Annotated in this window: 14 protein-coding genes; 9 read left to right on the top strand and 5 right to left on the bottom strand. The window is 63.8% G+C overall.

Going from position 1 to position 14,479, the window contains the following annotated elements; all coding sequences use genetic code 11:
- Window positions 1–44 precede the first annotated feature (44 nt).
- The 5 genes from ASF84_RS10150 to ASF84_RS10130 all read left to right on the top strand — a co-directional run bounded on the left by ASF84_RS10150 (window position 45) and on the right by ASF84_RS10130 (window position 5,964).
- Window positions 45–2,168, top strand: a complete 2,124-nt coding sequence (locus tag ASF84_RS10150; protein ID WP_056837794.1) for a TonB-dependent receptor — start codon at window positions 45–47, stop codon at window positions 2,166–2,168.
- Window positions 2,169–2,215: 47 nt separating this feature from the next.
- Window positions 2,216–2,986, top strand: coding sequence for an ABC transporter ATP-binding protein (locus ASF84_RS10145; protein ID WP_056837792.1), 771 nt, complete (start codon window positions 2,216–2,218; stop codon window positions 2,984–2,986).
- Window positions 2,983–3,948 carry an ABC transporter substrate-binding protein gene (locus ASF84_RS10140; protein WP_056837789.1) on the top strand — a complete coding sequence of 322 codons (966 nt, stop codon included), beginning with the start codon at window positions 2,983–2,985 and terminating at the stop codon, window positions 3,946–3,948. Before ASF84_RS10145 ends, ASF84_RS10140 begins: the two co-directional genes overlap by 4 nt.
- A gap of 8 nt (window positions 3,949–3,956) precedes the next feature.
- Window positions 3,957–4,967, top strand: coding sequence for a FecCD family ABC transporter permease (locus ASF84_RS10135; protein WP_056838010.1), 1,011 nt, complete (start codon window positions 3,957–3,959; stop codon window positions 4,965–4,967).
- Window positions 4,968–5,064: 97 nt separating this feature from the next.
- On the top strand, window positions 5,065–5,964 hold the full coding sequence (locus ASF84_RS10130) for an AEC family transporter (protein WP_056837786.1): 900 nt from the start codon (window positions 5,065–5,067) through the stop codon (window positions 5,962–5,964).
- Window positions 5,965–5,974: 10 nt separating this feature from the next.
- Here ASF84_RS10130 and ASF84_RS10125 read toward each other — a convergent pair whose 3' ends face one another.
- From ASF84_RS10125 to ASF84_RS10110, 4 genes are read right to left on the bottom strand one after another with little or no spacing between them, the layout of a single operon-like run.
- Window positions 5,975–6,814 carry a metal ABC transporter permease gene (locus tag ASF84_RS10125; RefSeq protein ID WP_056837784.1) on the bottom strand — a complete coding sequence of 280 codons (840 nt, stop codon included), beginning with the start codon at window positions 6,812–6,814 and terminating at the stop codon, window positions 5,975–5,977.
- Window positions 6,811–7,671: a metal ABC transporter permease gene (locus ASF84_RS10120; protein WP_056837782.1), complete on the bottom strand. Its 861-nt coding sequence runs from the start codon at window positions 7,669–7,671 to the stop codon at window positions 6,811–6,813. The genes ASF84_RS10125 and ASF84_RS10120 overlap by 4 nt, the downstream gene beginning before the upstream one ends.
- Complete coding sequence (locus tag ASF84_RS10115) at window positions 7,668–8,552, bottom strand: manganese/iron ABC transporter ATP-binding protein (protein ID WP_056837776.1); 885 nt, start codon at window positions 8,550–8,552, stop codon at window positions 7,668–7,670. The genes ASF84_RS10120 and ASF84_RS10115 overlap by 4 nt, the downstream gene beginning before the upstream one ends.
- Window positions 8,545–9,471 (bottom strand): metal ABC transporter substrate-binding protein, encoded by a 927-nt coding sequence (locus tag ASF84_RS10110; protein WP_082481490.1) that lies wholly within the window; start codon window positions 9,469–9,471, stop codon window positions 8,545–8,547. Before ASF84_RS10110 ends, ASF84_RS10115 begins: the two co-directional genes overlap by 8 nt.
- 349 nt (window positions 9,472–9,820) lie before the next feature.
- On the opposite strand from ASF84_RS10110, the gene yghU reads away from it, so the two are divergent.
- Together yghU and ASF84_RS10100 are read left to right on the top strand one after the other, a co-directional pair.
- Window positions 9,821–10,660 (top strand): glutathione-dependent disulfide-bond oxidoreductase, encoded by an 840-nt coding sequence (gene yghU, locus ASF84_RS10105; RefSeq protein WP_056837773.1) that lies wholly within the window; start codon window positions 9,821–9,823, stop codon window positions 10,658–10,660.
- 173 nt (window positions 10,661–10,833) lie between these two features.
- Entirely contained in the window at window positions 10,834–11,385 is a 552-nt protein-coding gene (locus tag ASF84_RS10100) for an ATP-dependent Clp protease proteolytic subunit (protein ID WP_056838005.1), read from the top strand.
- Here ASF84_RS10100 and ASF84_RS10095 read toward each other — a convergent pair.
- The gene (locus ASF84_RS10095; RefSeq protein ID WP_056837772.1) at window positions 11,382–12,146 is read right to left on the bottom strand and encodes a helix-turn-helix transcriptional regulator; all 765 of its coding nucleotides are present in this window, start codon (window positions 12,144–12,146) and stop codon (window positions 11,382–11,384) included. The two genes, ASF84_RS10100 and ASF84_RS10095, sit on opposite strands and share 4 nt — an antisense overlap.
- Window positions 12,147–12,322: 176 nt before the next feature.
- On the opposite strand from ASF84_RS10095, the gene ASF84_RS10090 reads away from it, so the two are divergent.
- Together ASF84_RS10090 and ASF84_RS10085 are read left to right on the top strand one after the other, a co-directional pair.
- Window positions 12,323–13,288 (top strand): PDR/VanB family oxidoreductase, encoded by a 966-nt coding sequence (locus tag ASF84_RS10090; protein ID WP_056837770.1) that lies wholly within the window; start codon window positions 12,323–12,325, stop codon window positions 13,286–13,288.
- 31 nt (window positions 13,289–13,319) lie between these two features.
- On the top strand, window positions 13,320–14,417 hold the full coding sequence (locus ASF84_RS10085; RefSeq protein ID WP_056837768.1) for an aromatic ring-hydroxylating dioxygenase subunit alpha: 1,098 nt from the start codon (window positions 13,320–13,322) through the stop codon (window positions 14,415–14,417).
- Window positions 14,418–14,479: the final 62 nt, after the last annotated feature.

Below are 14,479 nucleotides of genomic sequence, written 5' to 3'. Positions count from 1 at the left end.
TTATTCCCTCCGGGTTCATTCTTTCCTGATCGAGTTGGAATAGCATGTCCCGCTTCTACCCTTTGCACCTGAGCCTGTTGCCCTTGCTGGGCTTTTCCGGCACAGCCCTGGCCGACCCTGGCCCCCTGAACCTGCCGGCCACCTCGGTCAGCGACGTCGCCGCACACGTCCGGCCAGACCTGAACACGCCCATGGCCACCGGTTCACGGCTTGAACTGACGCCCTTGCAGACCCCGGCCAGTCTCAGCCGTCTCGACAGCAAGATGATCGAGCAGCGCAACAACCAGAGCGTGCAGGAAGCAGTCAGCCGCGCGCCGGGCATTTCCAGCATCGTCGCGCCCGGCAACGGCAATACCGCGCTGTCGGCGCGGGGGTTTACCGGACACACGTCGGTGATGACGCTGTTCGACGGCGTACGGTTTTACACCGGGTTCGGCACCCAGACCTTTCCGGTCGACCCCTGGATGGTCGAGCACATCGATGTGCTCAACGGTCCGGCCTCCGTGCTGTACGGCGAAGGCGCCACCGGTGCAACGATCAATGTGATGTCGAAAAAACCGTTCGACGGGCCGATCCGCAATCGCCTGCGCGTCGGCTATGGCTCGTACGATCGCCAGCAGGCCGCCCTGGACAGCGGCGGCTCGCTGAGCGAGCGCCTGAGCTACCGCCTGACCCTCAACCAGCAGCAAAGCAACGGCTGGGTCGCTCACGGTGATTCGCGCAGCGAGGCCTTGAGCGCTGCCCTGCGCTGGCAGGCCAGCGATGACCTGAGTGTCACCCTTGCTCATGAGCGCGGCGACAGCGAGCCGGTGACCTGGTTCGGCACACCGCTGATCGACGGCCATTACCGTGACAACCTGCGTGACAAGAACCACAACATCCGCAATGCCGTGCAGCGCTACAGCGACGAATGGACCCGTCTCAACACCGACTGGCAGATCAGCGATGCGCTCAGCGCCAGCAACCAGGTGTACTGGATCAAGAGCCGCCGCCACTGGCGCAATGCCGAGGTCTATGACTGGCGCGCCAGCCAGGGCCAGTTGCTGCGTGGCGAGTACCTGGAGATCAAGCACGACCAGGAGCAGATCGGCGACCGCCAGACCTTTACGTTGCAGCATTCATTGCTGGGACTGGACAGCCGCACGGTGGTCGGCGCCGAGTACAACAAGATCCGCTTTGCGGTCGGTAACAATTCGCCGTACACGGATGTCGGCGGCGACTACATCGACCCGTGGCAACCGGCCGCCAGCGACTTCCAGAGCCAGTCGCCGTACCGGCCGCTGGCCGATACGCAGACCCGCACCTTGGCCCTGTTTGCCGAAAACCGCCTGCAACTGTCCGAGCGCTGGTCGCTGGTGACCGGCGTGCGCCGTGACCAGAACCAGCTTGAGCGCAACGACAAGCGCACCGACACCCGTAGCGACCGCCGCCTGACCGGCGGCAACTGGCGCGCCGGGCTGGTGTTCGCGGTCACCGATCAACTGTCGTTGTATGGCCAGTACTCGACCAGCGAAGACGGGGTCAGCAACCTGATCACCCTCAGCCCCAGCCAGCAACAGATGGACTTGACCGAGGCCAGGCAGACCGAGCTGGGCTTGAAGCAGGCGTTCCGGGACGGCCGTGGTGAGTGGACCCTGGCGGCGTACCACATCGTCAAGAACAAGGTGCTGACCTTCGACCCGGTCAGCCGCCTCAGCCAGCAGGCCGGCCAGCAGTCGTCCGATGGCCTGGAAGCCAGCCTCGACCTGCAACTGGGGTACGGCTGGCAGGTGGCGGCCAACGCCTCGGTGGTGCGCGCCAAATACGATGATTTCGACGAAAACGTCGATGGCATCAGCGTGTCACGCGCCGGCAATCGGCCGACTGACGTGCCCCGGCGCACGGCCAACCTGTGGCTGAACAAGGCCCTGACCGAGGAACTGGACGCCGGCGTGGGCCTGCGTTATGTCGATGCGCGTTATGCCAATACTGCCAATACCGCCCAAGTGCCGGGCTACACCGTGGTGGACGCCAACCTTGACTGGCAGGTGCTGCCCGAGGTGAGTCTGGGGCTGCAACTGTATAACCTGCTGGACCGGCGCTATGCGGTGACGGCGCAGAACAGCGCCCGGCAATGGCTGATGGGCCAGCCGCGCTCGCTGTTCGTCACCGCTGACTACCGTTTCTGATGCACATGGCGCAGGCACTGAGCCTGCGCCCTCGACAAGGAGTGTTTATGCCCCGTCTGAGCCTTGAAGGGCTGGCATGGGAGGCCGGGCGGGCGTTCCGGCTGGCCGACATCGACCTGCAGGTCGGTGCGCAGGAATTCGTCGGCCTGATCGGTCCCAATGGCAGCGGCAAGAGCAGCCTGCTGCACTGTGCCTGGCGCTTGCATCAACCCACCGCCGGCCAGGTGCGGCTCGATGGCCAGGACCTGTGGCAGCAGTCGGCCCGCTGGAGCGCGCGGCGCATGGCCGTGGTGCAGCAGGAGTTCCCCCAGGACTTCGGCCTGCGGGTGCTGGATGTCGTGCACCTGGGCCGGGCGCCGCACAAGGGTCTGTTCGAAGGGCACAGCGCGGCGGACCTGGCGCTGGTCGAGCAGGCCCTGCAGCGCACCGGCCTGCATGAGTATGGCGTGCGCCTGTTCGCCAGCCTGTCGGGCGGTGAGAAGCAACGCGTGCTGCTGGCCCGCGCCCTGGTGCAGCAACCCGAGCTGTTGATTCTCGACGAGCCGACCAATCATCTGGACCCGCGCTATCAACTGCAATTGCTGCAATTGCTGCGGCGCCTGAAACTCGCCACCCTGGCCAGCTTTCATGACCTGAACCTGGCCGCGGCGTTCTGCGACCGCCTGTATGTGCTGTGCGACGGTCGCTTGATCGCCAGCGGCACGCCCACCGAGGTGCTGACCGCCGAACTGTTGCTTGATGTATTCGGCGTGCAGGCCCTGGTCGACACCCACCCGCGGGCCCCTCATCCACGCATTACCTGGATAACCCACGCATGATCCGTCCCCTTTTCCTGTACCTGGCGCTGGCCTGTGCGGCTGTCGCCGAGGCCAGCGACTACCCACTGACCGTGCGCAGTTGCGAGCGCGACGTGACCTTCACCCAGGCGCCGCAACGTGCTGTCAGCCATGACCTGAACATGACCGACATGCTGCTGGCGCTGGGCCTGCGCGAACGCATGGTCGGCTTTACCGGCATCAGCGGCTGGAAAACCCTCGACCCCGCGCTGCGGGCCCAACTGGCCGGCCTGCCGGAAATCGCCCCCCGCCACCCGTCGGTGGAAAACCTGCTGGCGGTCGGCGCCGACCTGTACGTGGCCGGCTGGAACTACGGCATGCGCGTCGGTGGCCCGGTGACCCCACAGACCCTGGCGCCGTTGGGCATTGCGGTGTACGAATTGAGCGAATCGTGTTCGTTCGTCATGGGACAGCATGAGGCACGCTTTGCCGACCTGTACAACGACCTGCGCAACCTGGGCCGGATCTTTTCCGTCGAGGCCCGCGCCCAGGTGCTGATCGATCAGACCCGGCAGCGGGTGCAGCGCGTGCAGGCAGCCTTGGGCGACAACCCGGTGCGTCCCCGGGTGTTTCTGTATGACAGTGGCGAGGATCGAGCACTGACCTCGGGCCGGCTGGGCATGCCCCAGGCGCTGATCCAGGGCGCCGGCGGGCATAACGTGATGGACGATGTCAGCGGCAGCTGGGTCTCGGTCAACTGGGAAAGCGTGGTGGAGCGTAACCCCGAGGTCATGGTGATCGTCGATTACGGCCCGACGTCCTGGCAGGCCAAGCGTGACTTTCTGCTGCAGCACCCGGCCCTGCAAAGCGTCGATGCCATCCGCCATCAGCGCTTTGTGGTGCTGAGCTATATCCAGGCCACGCCGTCGCTGCACAACGCGCAGGCCTTGGAAATCCTCGCCCAGGCGCTGCATCCGGAACGGTTTGCCGAGGCCGCGCGGTGAAAGGCCGGGTGAGTCGTCGCGGCTACGGCGCCTTGGTCTTATTGCTGCTGGTGTTGCTGGTGCTCTCATGCCTGCTGGCGCTGGGCTTTGGGCCGGCGCACCTGTCGCCGATGCAGGTGGGCGGCATCGTGCTGCAACAGCTGGGTTTTGCCATCGACGGTCCCTGGAGCCGGGGTCAGGAGCAGATCGTCTGGCTGATCCGCGCACCCCGGGTGCTGCTGGGCGCGCTGGTGGGGGCCGGGCTGGCGATGGTCGGCACGGCCTTGCAGGCGGTGACCCGCAACCCGCTGGCCGACCCGCATTTATTGGGGGTCAGTGCCGGGGCGGCGCTGGGTGCGGTGCTGGTGGTGATGCACCTGGGCGCGTTCGCCGGCGCCTTGAGCCTGCCACTGGCGGCGTTCGTCGGAGCGCTGGGCAGCATGCTGCTGGTGCTCAGCCTGGCCAGCCGGCAGGGGCGGCTGGAAAGCGACCGGCTGCTGCTGGCCGGCGTGGCGGTGTCGTTTGTGCTGATGGCCGTGGTCAACCTGCTGCTGTATATCGGCGATCCGCATGCGGCCGGCTCGGTGATGTTCTGGATGCTCGGCGGCCTGGGCCTGGCGCGCTGGGACATGCTTGGCCTGCCGGCGCTGTGTGTACTGGCGGGCCTGATCGCCCTGCTCGCCCTGGCCCGCCCGCTCAATGCCCTGATGAGCGGCGAACACACCGCCGTCAGCCTGGGCTTTGACACGCGTCGGGTGCGCTGGCAAGTGTTTATCAGCACCTCGCTGCTGACCGGGGTGCTGGTGTCGTTGTCCGGGGCCATTGGTTTTGTCGGGCTGATGCTGCCGCACATGGCGCGCTACCTAGTCGGCGCCGAGCACCGACGGCTGATCCCGGTCAGCGCCCTGCTCGGCGCGCTGTTTCTGGTCTGGGTCGATGTGGCAGCACGTACCCTGATCGCGCCGCAGGACCTGCCGATCGGTATTGCCACAGCCGCATTGGGCGGGGTGTTTTTCGTGCTGCTGTTGCGCAGGCGCTGAATCCGGGCGGTGGACAGCTCTGGATCAAGGCGGCACAGTGTGCGGCGCTGTGCACACAGCCCCCAGACTGCCCCCGATGACCCGAATGGAAGCCCCCATGGAGTTCGAGATTCTCACCCGCGTCCTGTTTCAGATCGGCATTGCCGGCCTGGGTTATGTCGCCGGTCGCCAGTTGCAGATCAAGGCCCAGGACCTGGCCACGCTGCTGATCTATGTCATTTCTCCGGTGGCGATTTTCCAGGCCATCTACCTGTCGCCGGCCGACTGGTCGTACCTGACCTATTCGCTGGGCACCTACCTGGTGGCCTCCAGCGCCGGGGTGCTGGCACTGTTCAGTGCCCGGCTGTTCTGGAAGGACGCCCGCGCCAACCTGCTGGGCTTTGCCGGCGGCACCGGCAACACCGGCTATTTCGCCTTGCCGATTCTGTTCGCGCTGTTTGCCCCACCGCAGATCGCCATCGGCATTTTCATCATCATTGGCTGCGCGCTGTATGAATTCACCGTGGGCTACTTCATCGTCGCCCGCGGGGTGATGACCGCCCGTCAATGCCTGCTGCGCATCGCCCGCCTGCCGATCCTGTATGCCGCTGCACTGGCCATGGGCCTGAAAACCTTCGGGATCACGATCAGCCCGATCCTGATCAGCGGCATGGACACTTTCAAGGGCGCCTACAGCGTGCTGGGCATGATGGCCATCGGCATCACGCTGTCGAGCTTTCGCAAGCTGGAAATCGACTGGAAGTTCATGGCCTTTGCCCTGGGCTGGAAGCACCTGGCCTACCCGCTGTTCGGCGGGCTGGTGTGCTACCTGTTGCTCGACCTGCCGACCACCACCCTGGCGGTGGTGGCGCTGATGCTGTCCACGCCCATGGCCAGCAACACCGTACTGATTGCCAATAACCTGGGCGTGCACCCGGAAAAGGCCGCGATGGCGGTGATGGCCAGTACCCTGATGGCGCTGGTGTCAGTGCCGCTGGCGGTGACCCTGATCACTTGATCGGGCCCTTTCAGGTCGCCCTGGCGCTGCGTGCCTGCTGCACGGTGGTACGGATGAACGCGCCGATGAACAGCATCGTGTACAACAGCACGATGGTCGGCGCCGGGGCGCTGTCGATGAAAAACGCCAAGTACACCCCCAGAAACGCCGCTGCGACGGCAATCGCCATGGCCATCAGCAACATGGCCTTGAAGGTACGGGTCAGCAGCAGGGCAATGGCCCCCGGGGCGATCAACAGGGAAATCGCCAGGATGATGCCGGCGGCCTTGAGCGCACCGACGATGGTCAGCGAGATCAGGCTGAGCAGCCCGTAGTGCAACAGCCGCACCCGCAGCCCGACCGCCCGGGCATGGGCCGGATCGAAGGCGTGCAGCAGCAGGTCCTTCCATTTCAGGCCAATGATTAACAGTGTCAGTGCCGCAATCGCGGCCGAGCCCAGGATGTCTTGCCGGCCGACGCCCAGAATGTCACCGAACAGGATGTGGTCCAGGTGCACGCTGGACTCGATCTTCACGTACAGCACCAGGCCCAGGCCGAACATGCCCGAGTACACCACGCCCATCACCGTGTCCTGTTTGATACGGCTGTTGTCCTTGAGAAAACCCGAGGCGATGGCGCAGCCCATGCCGGCGACAAAGGCACCGATGGCGTAGGGAATGTTGATGATGTAGGCAATGACCACGCCGGGAAACACTGCGTGGGACACTGCATCGCCCATCAGCGCCCAGCCGCGCAGCACCAGAAAGCACGACAACAAGGCCATCGGCAGCGAGACCAGCACCGCGACGATCAGCGCATTGACCATGAAGTCGAACTGCAACGGACTGAGCAGCCATTCCAGCAGGCTCATGGCGTCACCTCCAGGGCCGCGCGACCCCGCCGGCGCGACGCCAGCATGCCGTGCTTGGGGGCCAGGAAGAACGCGCCGAGGAAGATCAGCGTCTGCAACACGACAATGATGCCGCCGGTGGCGCCGTCGAGAAAGTAGCTCAGGTAGGCGCCGCAAAAACTGGTCAATGCGCCGATGCTCACCGCAATGATCAGCAGCCGCTCGAAGCGGTCGGTGAGCAGGTAGGCCGTGGCCCCCGGCGTGATGACCATGCAGATCACCAGAAAGGCCCCGACGGTCTGCAAGGCCGCGACCGTACAGGCCGACAGCAAGGTAAAGAAAACGCCCTTGAGCAGGGTCGGGTTCAGGCCGATGGAGCGCGCATGGCTTTCATCGAAGAAGGTCACCATCAGGTCTTTCCATTTGGCGGTCAGGATCAGCAGCGACACCACGCCGATGATCACCAGTTGCAGCGTGTCGGTGGGGCTGATGGCGAGGATATTGCCTTGCACGATGGTCTGGATGTTCACCGAGGTGGGCGACAGCGAGACCATGAACAGCCCAAGGCCAAAGAACGAGGTGAAGATCAGGCCGATGATCACATCCTCCTTGAGCTTGCTGCGCTGGTTGAGAAACAGCATGCACGCCGCCGCCAGCCCGCCGGAAAAAAAGGCGCCGATCGAGAACGGCAGGCCGAGCATGTAGGCACCAGCCACACCGGGCACGATCGAGTGCGACAGTGCATCGCCGATCAGCGACCAGCCGCGCAGCATCAGGTAGCACGACAGAAAGGCGCACACCCCGCCGACCAGGGCCGAGACCCACATGGCGTTGCGCATGTATTCGTAAGCGAACGGATCGAGCAGGCTGGCAATCACGATGGCGAGGCTCCGTCGCCCCGGCGGCTGGCCACACCGTCGCGGATCACCAGCGGCCGCTCATCGTCGGTGAAGATGCCGACCCGCTGCCCGGCATCGCCCAAGGCATGGTTGATCATGAAGTGCCGCAGCACGCCGCCGAAGGCCTGTTCCAGGTTGCCCTGGGTGAACACCTCTTCGGTCAGGCCGTAGGCCAGCACGGTGTTTTTCACCAGCACGGTGCGGTCGCAGAACTCCGGCACCGAGCCCAGGTTGTGGGTCGAGACCAGCATTACCCGCCCCTCATCACGCAACTCACGCAGCAGCGCGATGATCTGGTCTTCGGTATTGACGTCGACCCCGGTGAACGGTTCGTCGAGCAGAATGACCCGACCGTCCTGGGCCAGCGCCCGGGCGAGGAACACACGCTTTTTCTGCCCACCGGACAGTTCGCCGATCTGGCGCCTGGCCAGTTCGGTCATGCCCACCCGCGCCAGCGCGGCCGCCACGGCCTCGCGGTCCTGCTTGCGGGCGATGCGCAACATGCCCATGTGGCCATAACGGCCCATCATCACCACGTCTTCGACCAGCACCGGAAAGCTCCAGTCAACCTCCTCGGCCTGCGGCACATAGGCCACCAGGTTGCGCTTGAGCACCTCGCGCACCGACAGCCCCAGCACGCGGATGTCGCCCCGGGCCAGGCCGACAAAGCCCATCAAGGCCTTGAACAAGGTCGATTTGCCGGCGCCATTGACACCCACCAGGGCGGTGATGGTGCCGGCCGGGATGCTGAAGCTGGCCTCGCGCAGGGCGGTGTGGCCATTGCGGTAGGTCACCGTGACATCGGCCACGTCAATGCCGGGTCCGCCCAGGTGCCCGGTTGCGATCGTCGAATCAGTCATGGGGCTGTCCAGCCTGCAGGCCTTTGGCCAGGGTTTCGAGGGTTACGCGCAGCAGGTCGATGTAGGTCGGCACCGGGCCCTCGGGCTCGCTGAGCGAGTCGACATACAGGACACCACCGTAATGCGCGCCGGTTTCGCGGGCAACCTGGCGGGCCGGTTTATCCGACACGGTGCTTTCGCTGAACACCGTGGCAATGTGCTGCGCCCTGACCTTGTCGATGACCTTGCGCACTTGCTGCGGCGTGCCTTGCTGGTCGGCGTTGATCGGCCACAGGTACAGTTCCTTGAGCGCCAGGTCGCGGGCCAGGTAAGAAAAGGCTCCTTCACTGGTGACCAGCCAGCGCTGATCCGGCGCGAGCTGTTGCAACTGTTCACGCAACGGCGTGATCGCCGCCTGGATCCGTGCCTTGTAGGCCTCGGCATTGCGGCGGTAGGTGTCGGCATTGGCCGGGTCGTACTGGATGAAGGCGTCGCGGATGTTATCGATGTAGATCAGCGCATTGGCCGAGGACATCCAGGCATGCGGGTTGGGCTTGCCGGTGTACGGCCCCTCGCCGATGCTCATGGGCTCGATGCCCTGGGACACCACCACGCTGGGGACATTCTTGAGATTCTGGAAGAATTTTTCGAACCACAGTTCCAGGTTCAGGCCGTTCCACAGGATCAGTTGTGCGCCCTGGGCACGGCGCAGGTCGCCCGGTGTGGGCGAGTAGTTGTGGATTTCGGCACCGGGCCTGGTGATTGATTCCACCGTAGCGGCTTCGCCTGCGACATTGCGCGCCATGTCGGCAATGACGGTAAAGGTGGTGACCACCTTGAGTTTGTCCTGGGCCTGCGCCGCAAGCGTCGTGGTCAGGGCCAGTACGGCGAGCACGGCGCCGGCGGCCAGGCGTGTCCATCCCTTGTCGCGATTGAGCATGTGCAGCACCTCTTGGCGGGTAGACCTCAGATAGATTGAATCACCACGCGAGCGCTGCGATGCCAAGACAAATCAATGACCTGCAAAAGCGGGCAACCTTGATGGGATTGATTTTCATTATGATTTCTTATGCCGCATCCAGCAAGGCGGCTTTGCTATCACGGCCGATGGTGATTATCTATAGCCTTGATGTACATGCATCGACAGGCGCTTCATCGGGGCTGCCCATCCGGCACAACCTGCGCCATGATGGCGTCTGTCCAGACCGACATACGGCCTGATTCTGACCCTTAGAATACCGTCGCGCCTTGCTCAGCCATCGGCGGCGACCCCCAGGAGATTTTCCGGCATGACCCAACCCGTTTACGTTCCGCCCAAGGTATGGACCCACGAAGCCCCGTCCGGCGGCAACTTTGCCAGCATCAACCGGCCAGTCGCCGGCCCTACCCATGACAAGACCCTGCCGGTCGGCAAGCACCCGCTGCAACTGCACTCGCTGGCCACGCCCAATGGCGTGAAAGTGACCATCCTGCTTGAAGAGCTGTTGGCCCTGGGGCACACCGGCGCGGAATACGATGCCTGGCTGATCCGCATCGGTGAAGGCGAGCAGTTTTCCAGTGGCTTTGTCGAGATCAACCCCAATTCGAAGATTCCGGCCCTGCTGGACCGCAGCGTCGAGCCACCGATTCGCTTGTTCGAGTCGGGCTCGATTCTGCTGTATCTGGCAGAGAAGTTCGGTGAATTCCTGCCCAAGGACCCGGCCGGCCGTGCCGAAACCCTGAACTGGCTGTTCTGGCAAATGGGCGCGGCGCCCTACCTGGGCGGCGGCTTCGGGCATTTCTATGCCTATGCACCCGAAAAACTGGAGTACCCGATCAATCGCTTCGCCATGGAAGCCAAGCGCCAGCTGGATGTGCTTGATCGGCGCCTGGCCGAAAGCCCGTACCTGGGCGGCGACACCTATAGCATTGCCGACATTGCGGTCTGGCCGTGGTACGGCCAACTGGTGCGTGGCCACCTGTACTCGGCGGCCGAATTCCTGTCGGTGCAGGACTACACCCACGTGCAGCGCTGGGCCGAGGACATTGCCAAACGCCCGGCCGTGCAGCGCGGTCAGCGGGTCAACCGCACCTGGGGCGATGAAGCCAGCCAGGTGGCCGAGCGTCACGAAGCAGCCGACCTGGACTGAGGTCAAAGCGTGCCCAGGCTTCAAGCCTGGGCACGCCGTGTGGCGCACCGTGCAGCGATCCATCCAAAGCGTTGCTATTCTCTGGATAAGCAATATCGACATTCGATGTGGAGCGCTCCTATCAGGCCCCTGAAACCCTGCTGTCAGCGCTCATCGACAATGAGGTGCTGGACATGGCGGTTCATATCATCAATTTCACGGCCCCGATCAACTCGGCCACCTGCGGCAAACTGATTGAAAAAGCCTCGTTGGCTGCACAACAGCAAGCCACCCGCCTGGTGATCAACCTGGCAACCATGGGCGGCGAATGCAGTTATGGCTTCAGCCTGTACAACTTTCTCCTGACCTTACCCATGCCGGTGCACACCCATAACCTGGGCACGATCGAATCGATGGGCAATGTCATCTTCATGGCCGGCGAGCATCGCACCGCCTCCCCGCACAGCAAGTTTCTGTTCCACCCCTTTCACTGGCACCTCAGTGGCGCGGTGGACCACTCACGGATGTCCGAATACACCATGAGCCTGGACTACGACATGCACCTGTACTGCCGCATCCTGGCCGAGCGCACCCAGGGCGCGCAGGAAACCCTTGAAACCGAAAAGTACCTGACGGCCGCCCCGCGCATCCTCGACCCGCAACAGGCCCTGGCGTGCGGGGTGATCCATGCCATCGACGCGCCGCTGCTCAAGGAGGACCATGTGAGTCACTGCGTTCATAACTAACGCGCGAACAGGGCGAACAGTTGGCTGCGAAAGTTTATCCCCAGCCGCTGGAATGCCCGGTTGCGGTAGGTTTTCACGGTGCTTTCCTTGATGCCCAGGTCGGCGGCGATCCCGGCGTGGGTCATGCCCTGCAGCAGACGGCTGCAGATGTTCAGTTCTTGCACGGTAAGGTCGGGACAGCGCTGCAGCAACGGCTGGCGGTGATCCTTGGCCGGCTGAAGACCGACCAGGGCCAGGTGCCCCCGCACCAGCTGCAACAGCGCCGGATTGAGCGCTTCGCACATCTGCAACTCACGGTCGTTGAAGAATCCCTGATCCTGATGCCTGTAGAGGTTGAACTGCACGGGACGGGCCTGTTCATCCAGATAGATGCTCGACACCCGCTCAATCATGTCATGGCGCACATAAATCGCTTCGCGATAAGGCAGATGGCGGATGTCCCGGGCCAGCAGATGGCCCACCTGCCCCGGCGCGGCCTTCATGGGCTCGAACAAGGGATCATGGCGATGGTAGTGCTCGATATAGGCCTGACCGCAGCGCAGCACCAGGCTTGGGTCATGATGACGGGTGCCGGCAGCCAAAAGCTGTGGCCGGGCACCGTCCATGCGCAGCACGGAAAAATGCTGACAGGCCGCCCATTGCCCCAGGTACTCCAGCAGTGCGACCGGAAAGTTTGCGGTGCCCAGAGCGCACGTCAGGTCGCTGAAAAGACGCACGTCTAGAGGCAGGGCCGATGCCTGGGGAGTGCTGAGCCGGATCATGCCGCCCTCGGACAATTATTGTTATGGGGCACCCTGTAGGGTCGGACCACCAGATAGTTAACCTGTTAATCATCAGTCTGCTGGCAATCCCCGGCCTTGTCCACTTCAGGGATGACAGCCCTGCCCCGCCCTCACCCGTAAGCTGGCGCCGACAACAACAATGAGCGGAACCGCTGATGAACCTTCATCCCTTGAACCTGCGCGTCACCCACTACGCGGCTGAAGCCAAGGACGTGGTGCTGATCGAACTGCGTGCAGTCGATGACCAGCCTCTTGCGCCCTTCACTGCAGGCGCGCACCTGGAACTGCTCATCGCCGGCCACTTGCCTCGGCATTATTCACTGCTCAACGACCCTCGGGAACGCGATCGTTATGTCATCGCCGTGGGCCTGCCCCCTGAAAGCCGCGGCGGATCACGCGTTGTGCATCAGCAATTGCGCCTGGGCGATACGCTGGCCAGCAGCCTTCCACGTAACCATTTTGCGCTGGACGAACGCTTGCAGCGCTACTGCCTGGTGGCCGGCGGCATCGGTATTACCCCCATCCTGGCGATGCTGCGCTGGTGCCAGGCCAACGACAAGGACTGGCGGCTGGTGTACTGCGTGCGTAACCGACAGCGCGCCGCGTTCTACGAAGTCCTGCGCGACCTGGACCCTGACCGGGTGCACCTGCACGTCACCGACGAGGCGGGATGTCATCTCGACGTTGCGGCTCTGCTTGATTCGCTGCACGAAGACGAGCACCTGTACGCCTGCGGCCCGGCCCCCATGCTCGACGCCCTGAATGCTGCGGCCGGGCCTCGCCGCGAGCGCGTGCACGTCGAACGGTTCAACGCAGCACCACCGGGCACAGAGCCGGGCAGCCCTGAAGCCGACAGCGGTTTTACCCTGCACTTGCAGCGCAGTGACCGCAGCCTCTGGGTGGCCCCCGGCCAAAGCATTCTCGAGGCCCTTGAGGCCGATGGCATCAATCTGCCGTTCTCGTGCCGGGCAGGCCTCTGCGGCAGTTGCGAGACGCCCGTCTGCGCAGGGATACCGGACCACCGTGACCTGATCCTCTCGGAAACCGACAAGGCCGAAGGCCGCAGCCTGATGATCTGTGTTTCCAGGGCCCTGAGCGAACGCCTGGTGCTGGATCTCTGAACCGTTTCAATTGCCCTGAAGGAACCCGCTCATGTCATTACCCACCCCCACCCTTATTGCGCATGCCCGCAAGGCCAGCGAATCCATGGCCAACCGCGATACGCCGTTCATCTATAACGAATGGTATGTCGCCGCCTTTGACAACGAGGTAGGCCGTCACTTGCTGGCCCGCCGCCTGCTCGACCGCCGGGTGGTCATGTACCGCACCGAGGCGGGCGAACCGATTGCCCTGGAGGATCGCTGCGCCCATCGCTCGTTCCCGCTCTCGCGCAGCCACCTGGAGGGCGACACCATTGTGTGTGGCTACCACGGCTTTCGCTATGACGCCTCGGGTGACCTGGCCCAGGTGCCCTCGCAGAAGAACTGCCCGCGCGGCATTGGCGTACGTCGCTATCCCTTGGTGCGCCAGGGACCGTTACTCTGGATCTGGCTGGGCGAACAGGCCCTGGCCGATGCCACGCAGATTCCGCAGCAGGCATGGATCGAGGACCCGGACTGGGCCTGTTCCTCAGGCTATTTTCATCACCCGGGCAACTACGTCAGCTTGCACGAAAACCTCATGGACCTGACGCACCTGAGCTTTCTGCATGCCAACACCATCGGCACGCCGGACTATGCCAGCGCACCGTACAAACTCGATCTCAAGGAAGGCCACTACACCCTGATCCGCGAAGTGGTGCCCACGACCCTGTCGCCGGTATGGGGCAAGACGACAGGTCTGGAAGGCTGTGCCAGTGCTGCGCGCATTGCCACCTCGGAATTTTTATCGCCGGCCCTGCACCGGGTCAGCGTGACCTTCTACGACAGCGCCCAACCCGTCGGGCAGCGCCAGGAATACCGCATTCGTACCGCACACATCCTGACCCCGGAAACCGCCAACAGCCTGCATTACTTCATTGTCCACGGTCGCGACTTTGCCCGGCACGACGAGGCCCTGGGCGAGTACATGCACGAGCAACTGTTCGCGGCCTTCAATGAGGATGTCGAGGGACTCGGCGCCCTGGAAGCGGTGCTCGGCGAGCGTGACGAGCACCATTACGAAATTTCCGTGGCCAGTGACGCGCCCGCCGTTGCCACACGTATCTACCTGAAAAAACGGGCCGATGCCGAACGTCAGCACGGCCACTGAAAATTTCTGCCGTTCCGGGTCATGAAAAGGCACTCATCTGTCGCCTGTGAAGCATGCTTTTC

The sequence above is a fragment of the Pseudomonas sp. Leaf127 genome (genome assembly GCF_001423155.1).
GTDB classification, from domain to species: Bacteria; Pseudomonadota; Gammaproteobacteria; order Pseudomonadales; family Pseudomonadaceae; genus Aquipseudomonas; species Aquipseudomonas ovata.
The sequence above is the reverse complement of the archived record's forward strand: the minus strand, read 5'-3'. Positions and strand labels throughout refer to the sequence as shown.

Bases quoted from the DNA above. Each gene is read 5' to 3' on its own strand.
- ASF84_RS10150 (WP_056837794.1), top strand. From the start codon at position 45: ATGTCCCGCTTCTACCCTTTGCACCTGAGCCTGTTGCCCTTGCTGGGC.
- ASF84_RS10095 (WP_056837772.1), bottom strand. From the start codon at position 12,146: ATGATCCGGCTCAGCACTCCCCAGGCATCGGCCCTGCCTCTAGACGTG.
- ASF84_RS10115 (WP_056837776.1), bottom strand. From the start codon at position 8,552: ATGACTGATTCGACGATCGCAACCGGGCACCTGGGCGGACCCGGCATT.
- ASF84_RS10100 (WP_056838005.1), top strand. From the start codon at position 10,834: ATGGCGGTTCATATCATCAATTTCACGGCCCCGATCAACTCGGCCACC.
- ASF84_RS10090 (WP_056837770.1), top strand. From the start codon at position 12,323: ATGAACCTTCATCCCTTGAACCTGCGCGTCACCCACTACGCGGCTGAA.
- ASF84_RS10130 (WP_056837786.1), top strand. From the start codon at position 5,065: ATGGAGTTCGAGATTCTCACCCGCGTCCTGTTTCAGATCGGCATTGCC.
- ASF84_RS10145 (WP_056837792.1), top strand. From the start codon at position 2,216: ATGCCCCGTCTGAGCCTTGAAGGGCTGGCATGGGAGGCCGGGCGGGCG.
- yghU (WP_056837773.1), top strand. From the start codon at position 9,821: ATGACCCAACCCGTTTACGTTCCGCCCAAGGTATGGACCCACGAAGCC.
- ASF84_RS10085 (WP_056837768.1), top strand. From the start codon at position 13,320: ATGTCATTACCCACCCCCACCCTTATTGCGCATGCCCGCAAGGCCAGC.
- ASF84_RS10140 (WP_056837789.1), top strand. From the start codon at position 2,983: ATGATCCGTCCCCTTTTCCTGTACCTGGCGCTGGCCTGTGCGGCTGTC.
- ASF84_RS10110 (WP_082481490.1), bottom strand. From the start codon at position 9,471: ATGCTCAATCGCGACAAGGGATGGACACGCCTGGCCGCCGGCGCCGTG.
- ASF84_RS10125 (WP_056837784.1), bottom strand. From the start codon at position 6,814: ATGAGCCTGCTGGAATGGCTGCTCAGTCCGTTGCAGTTCGACTTCATG.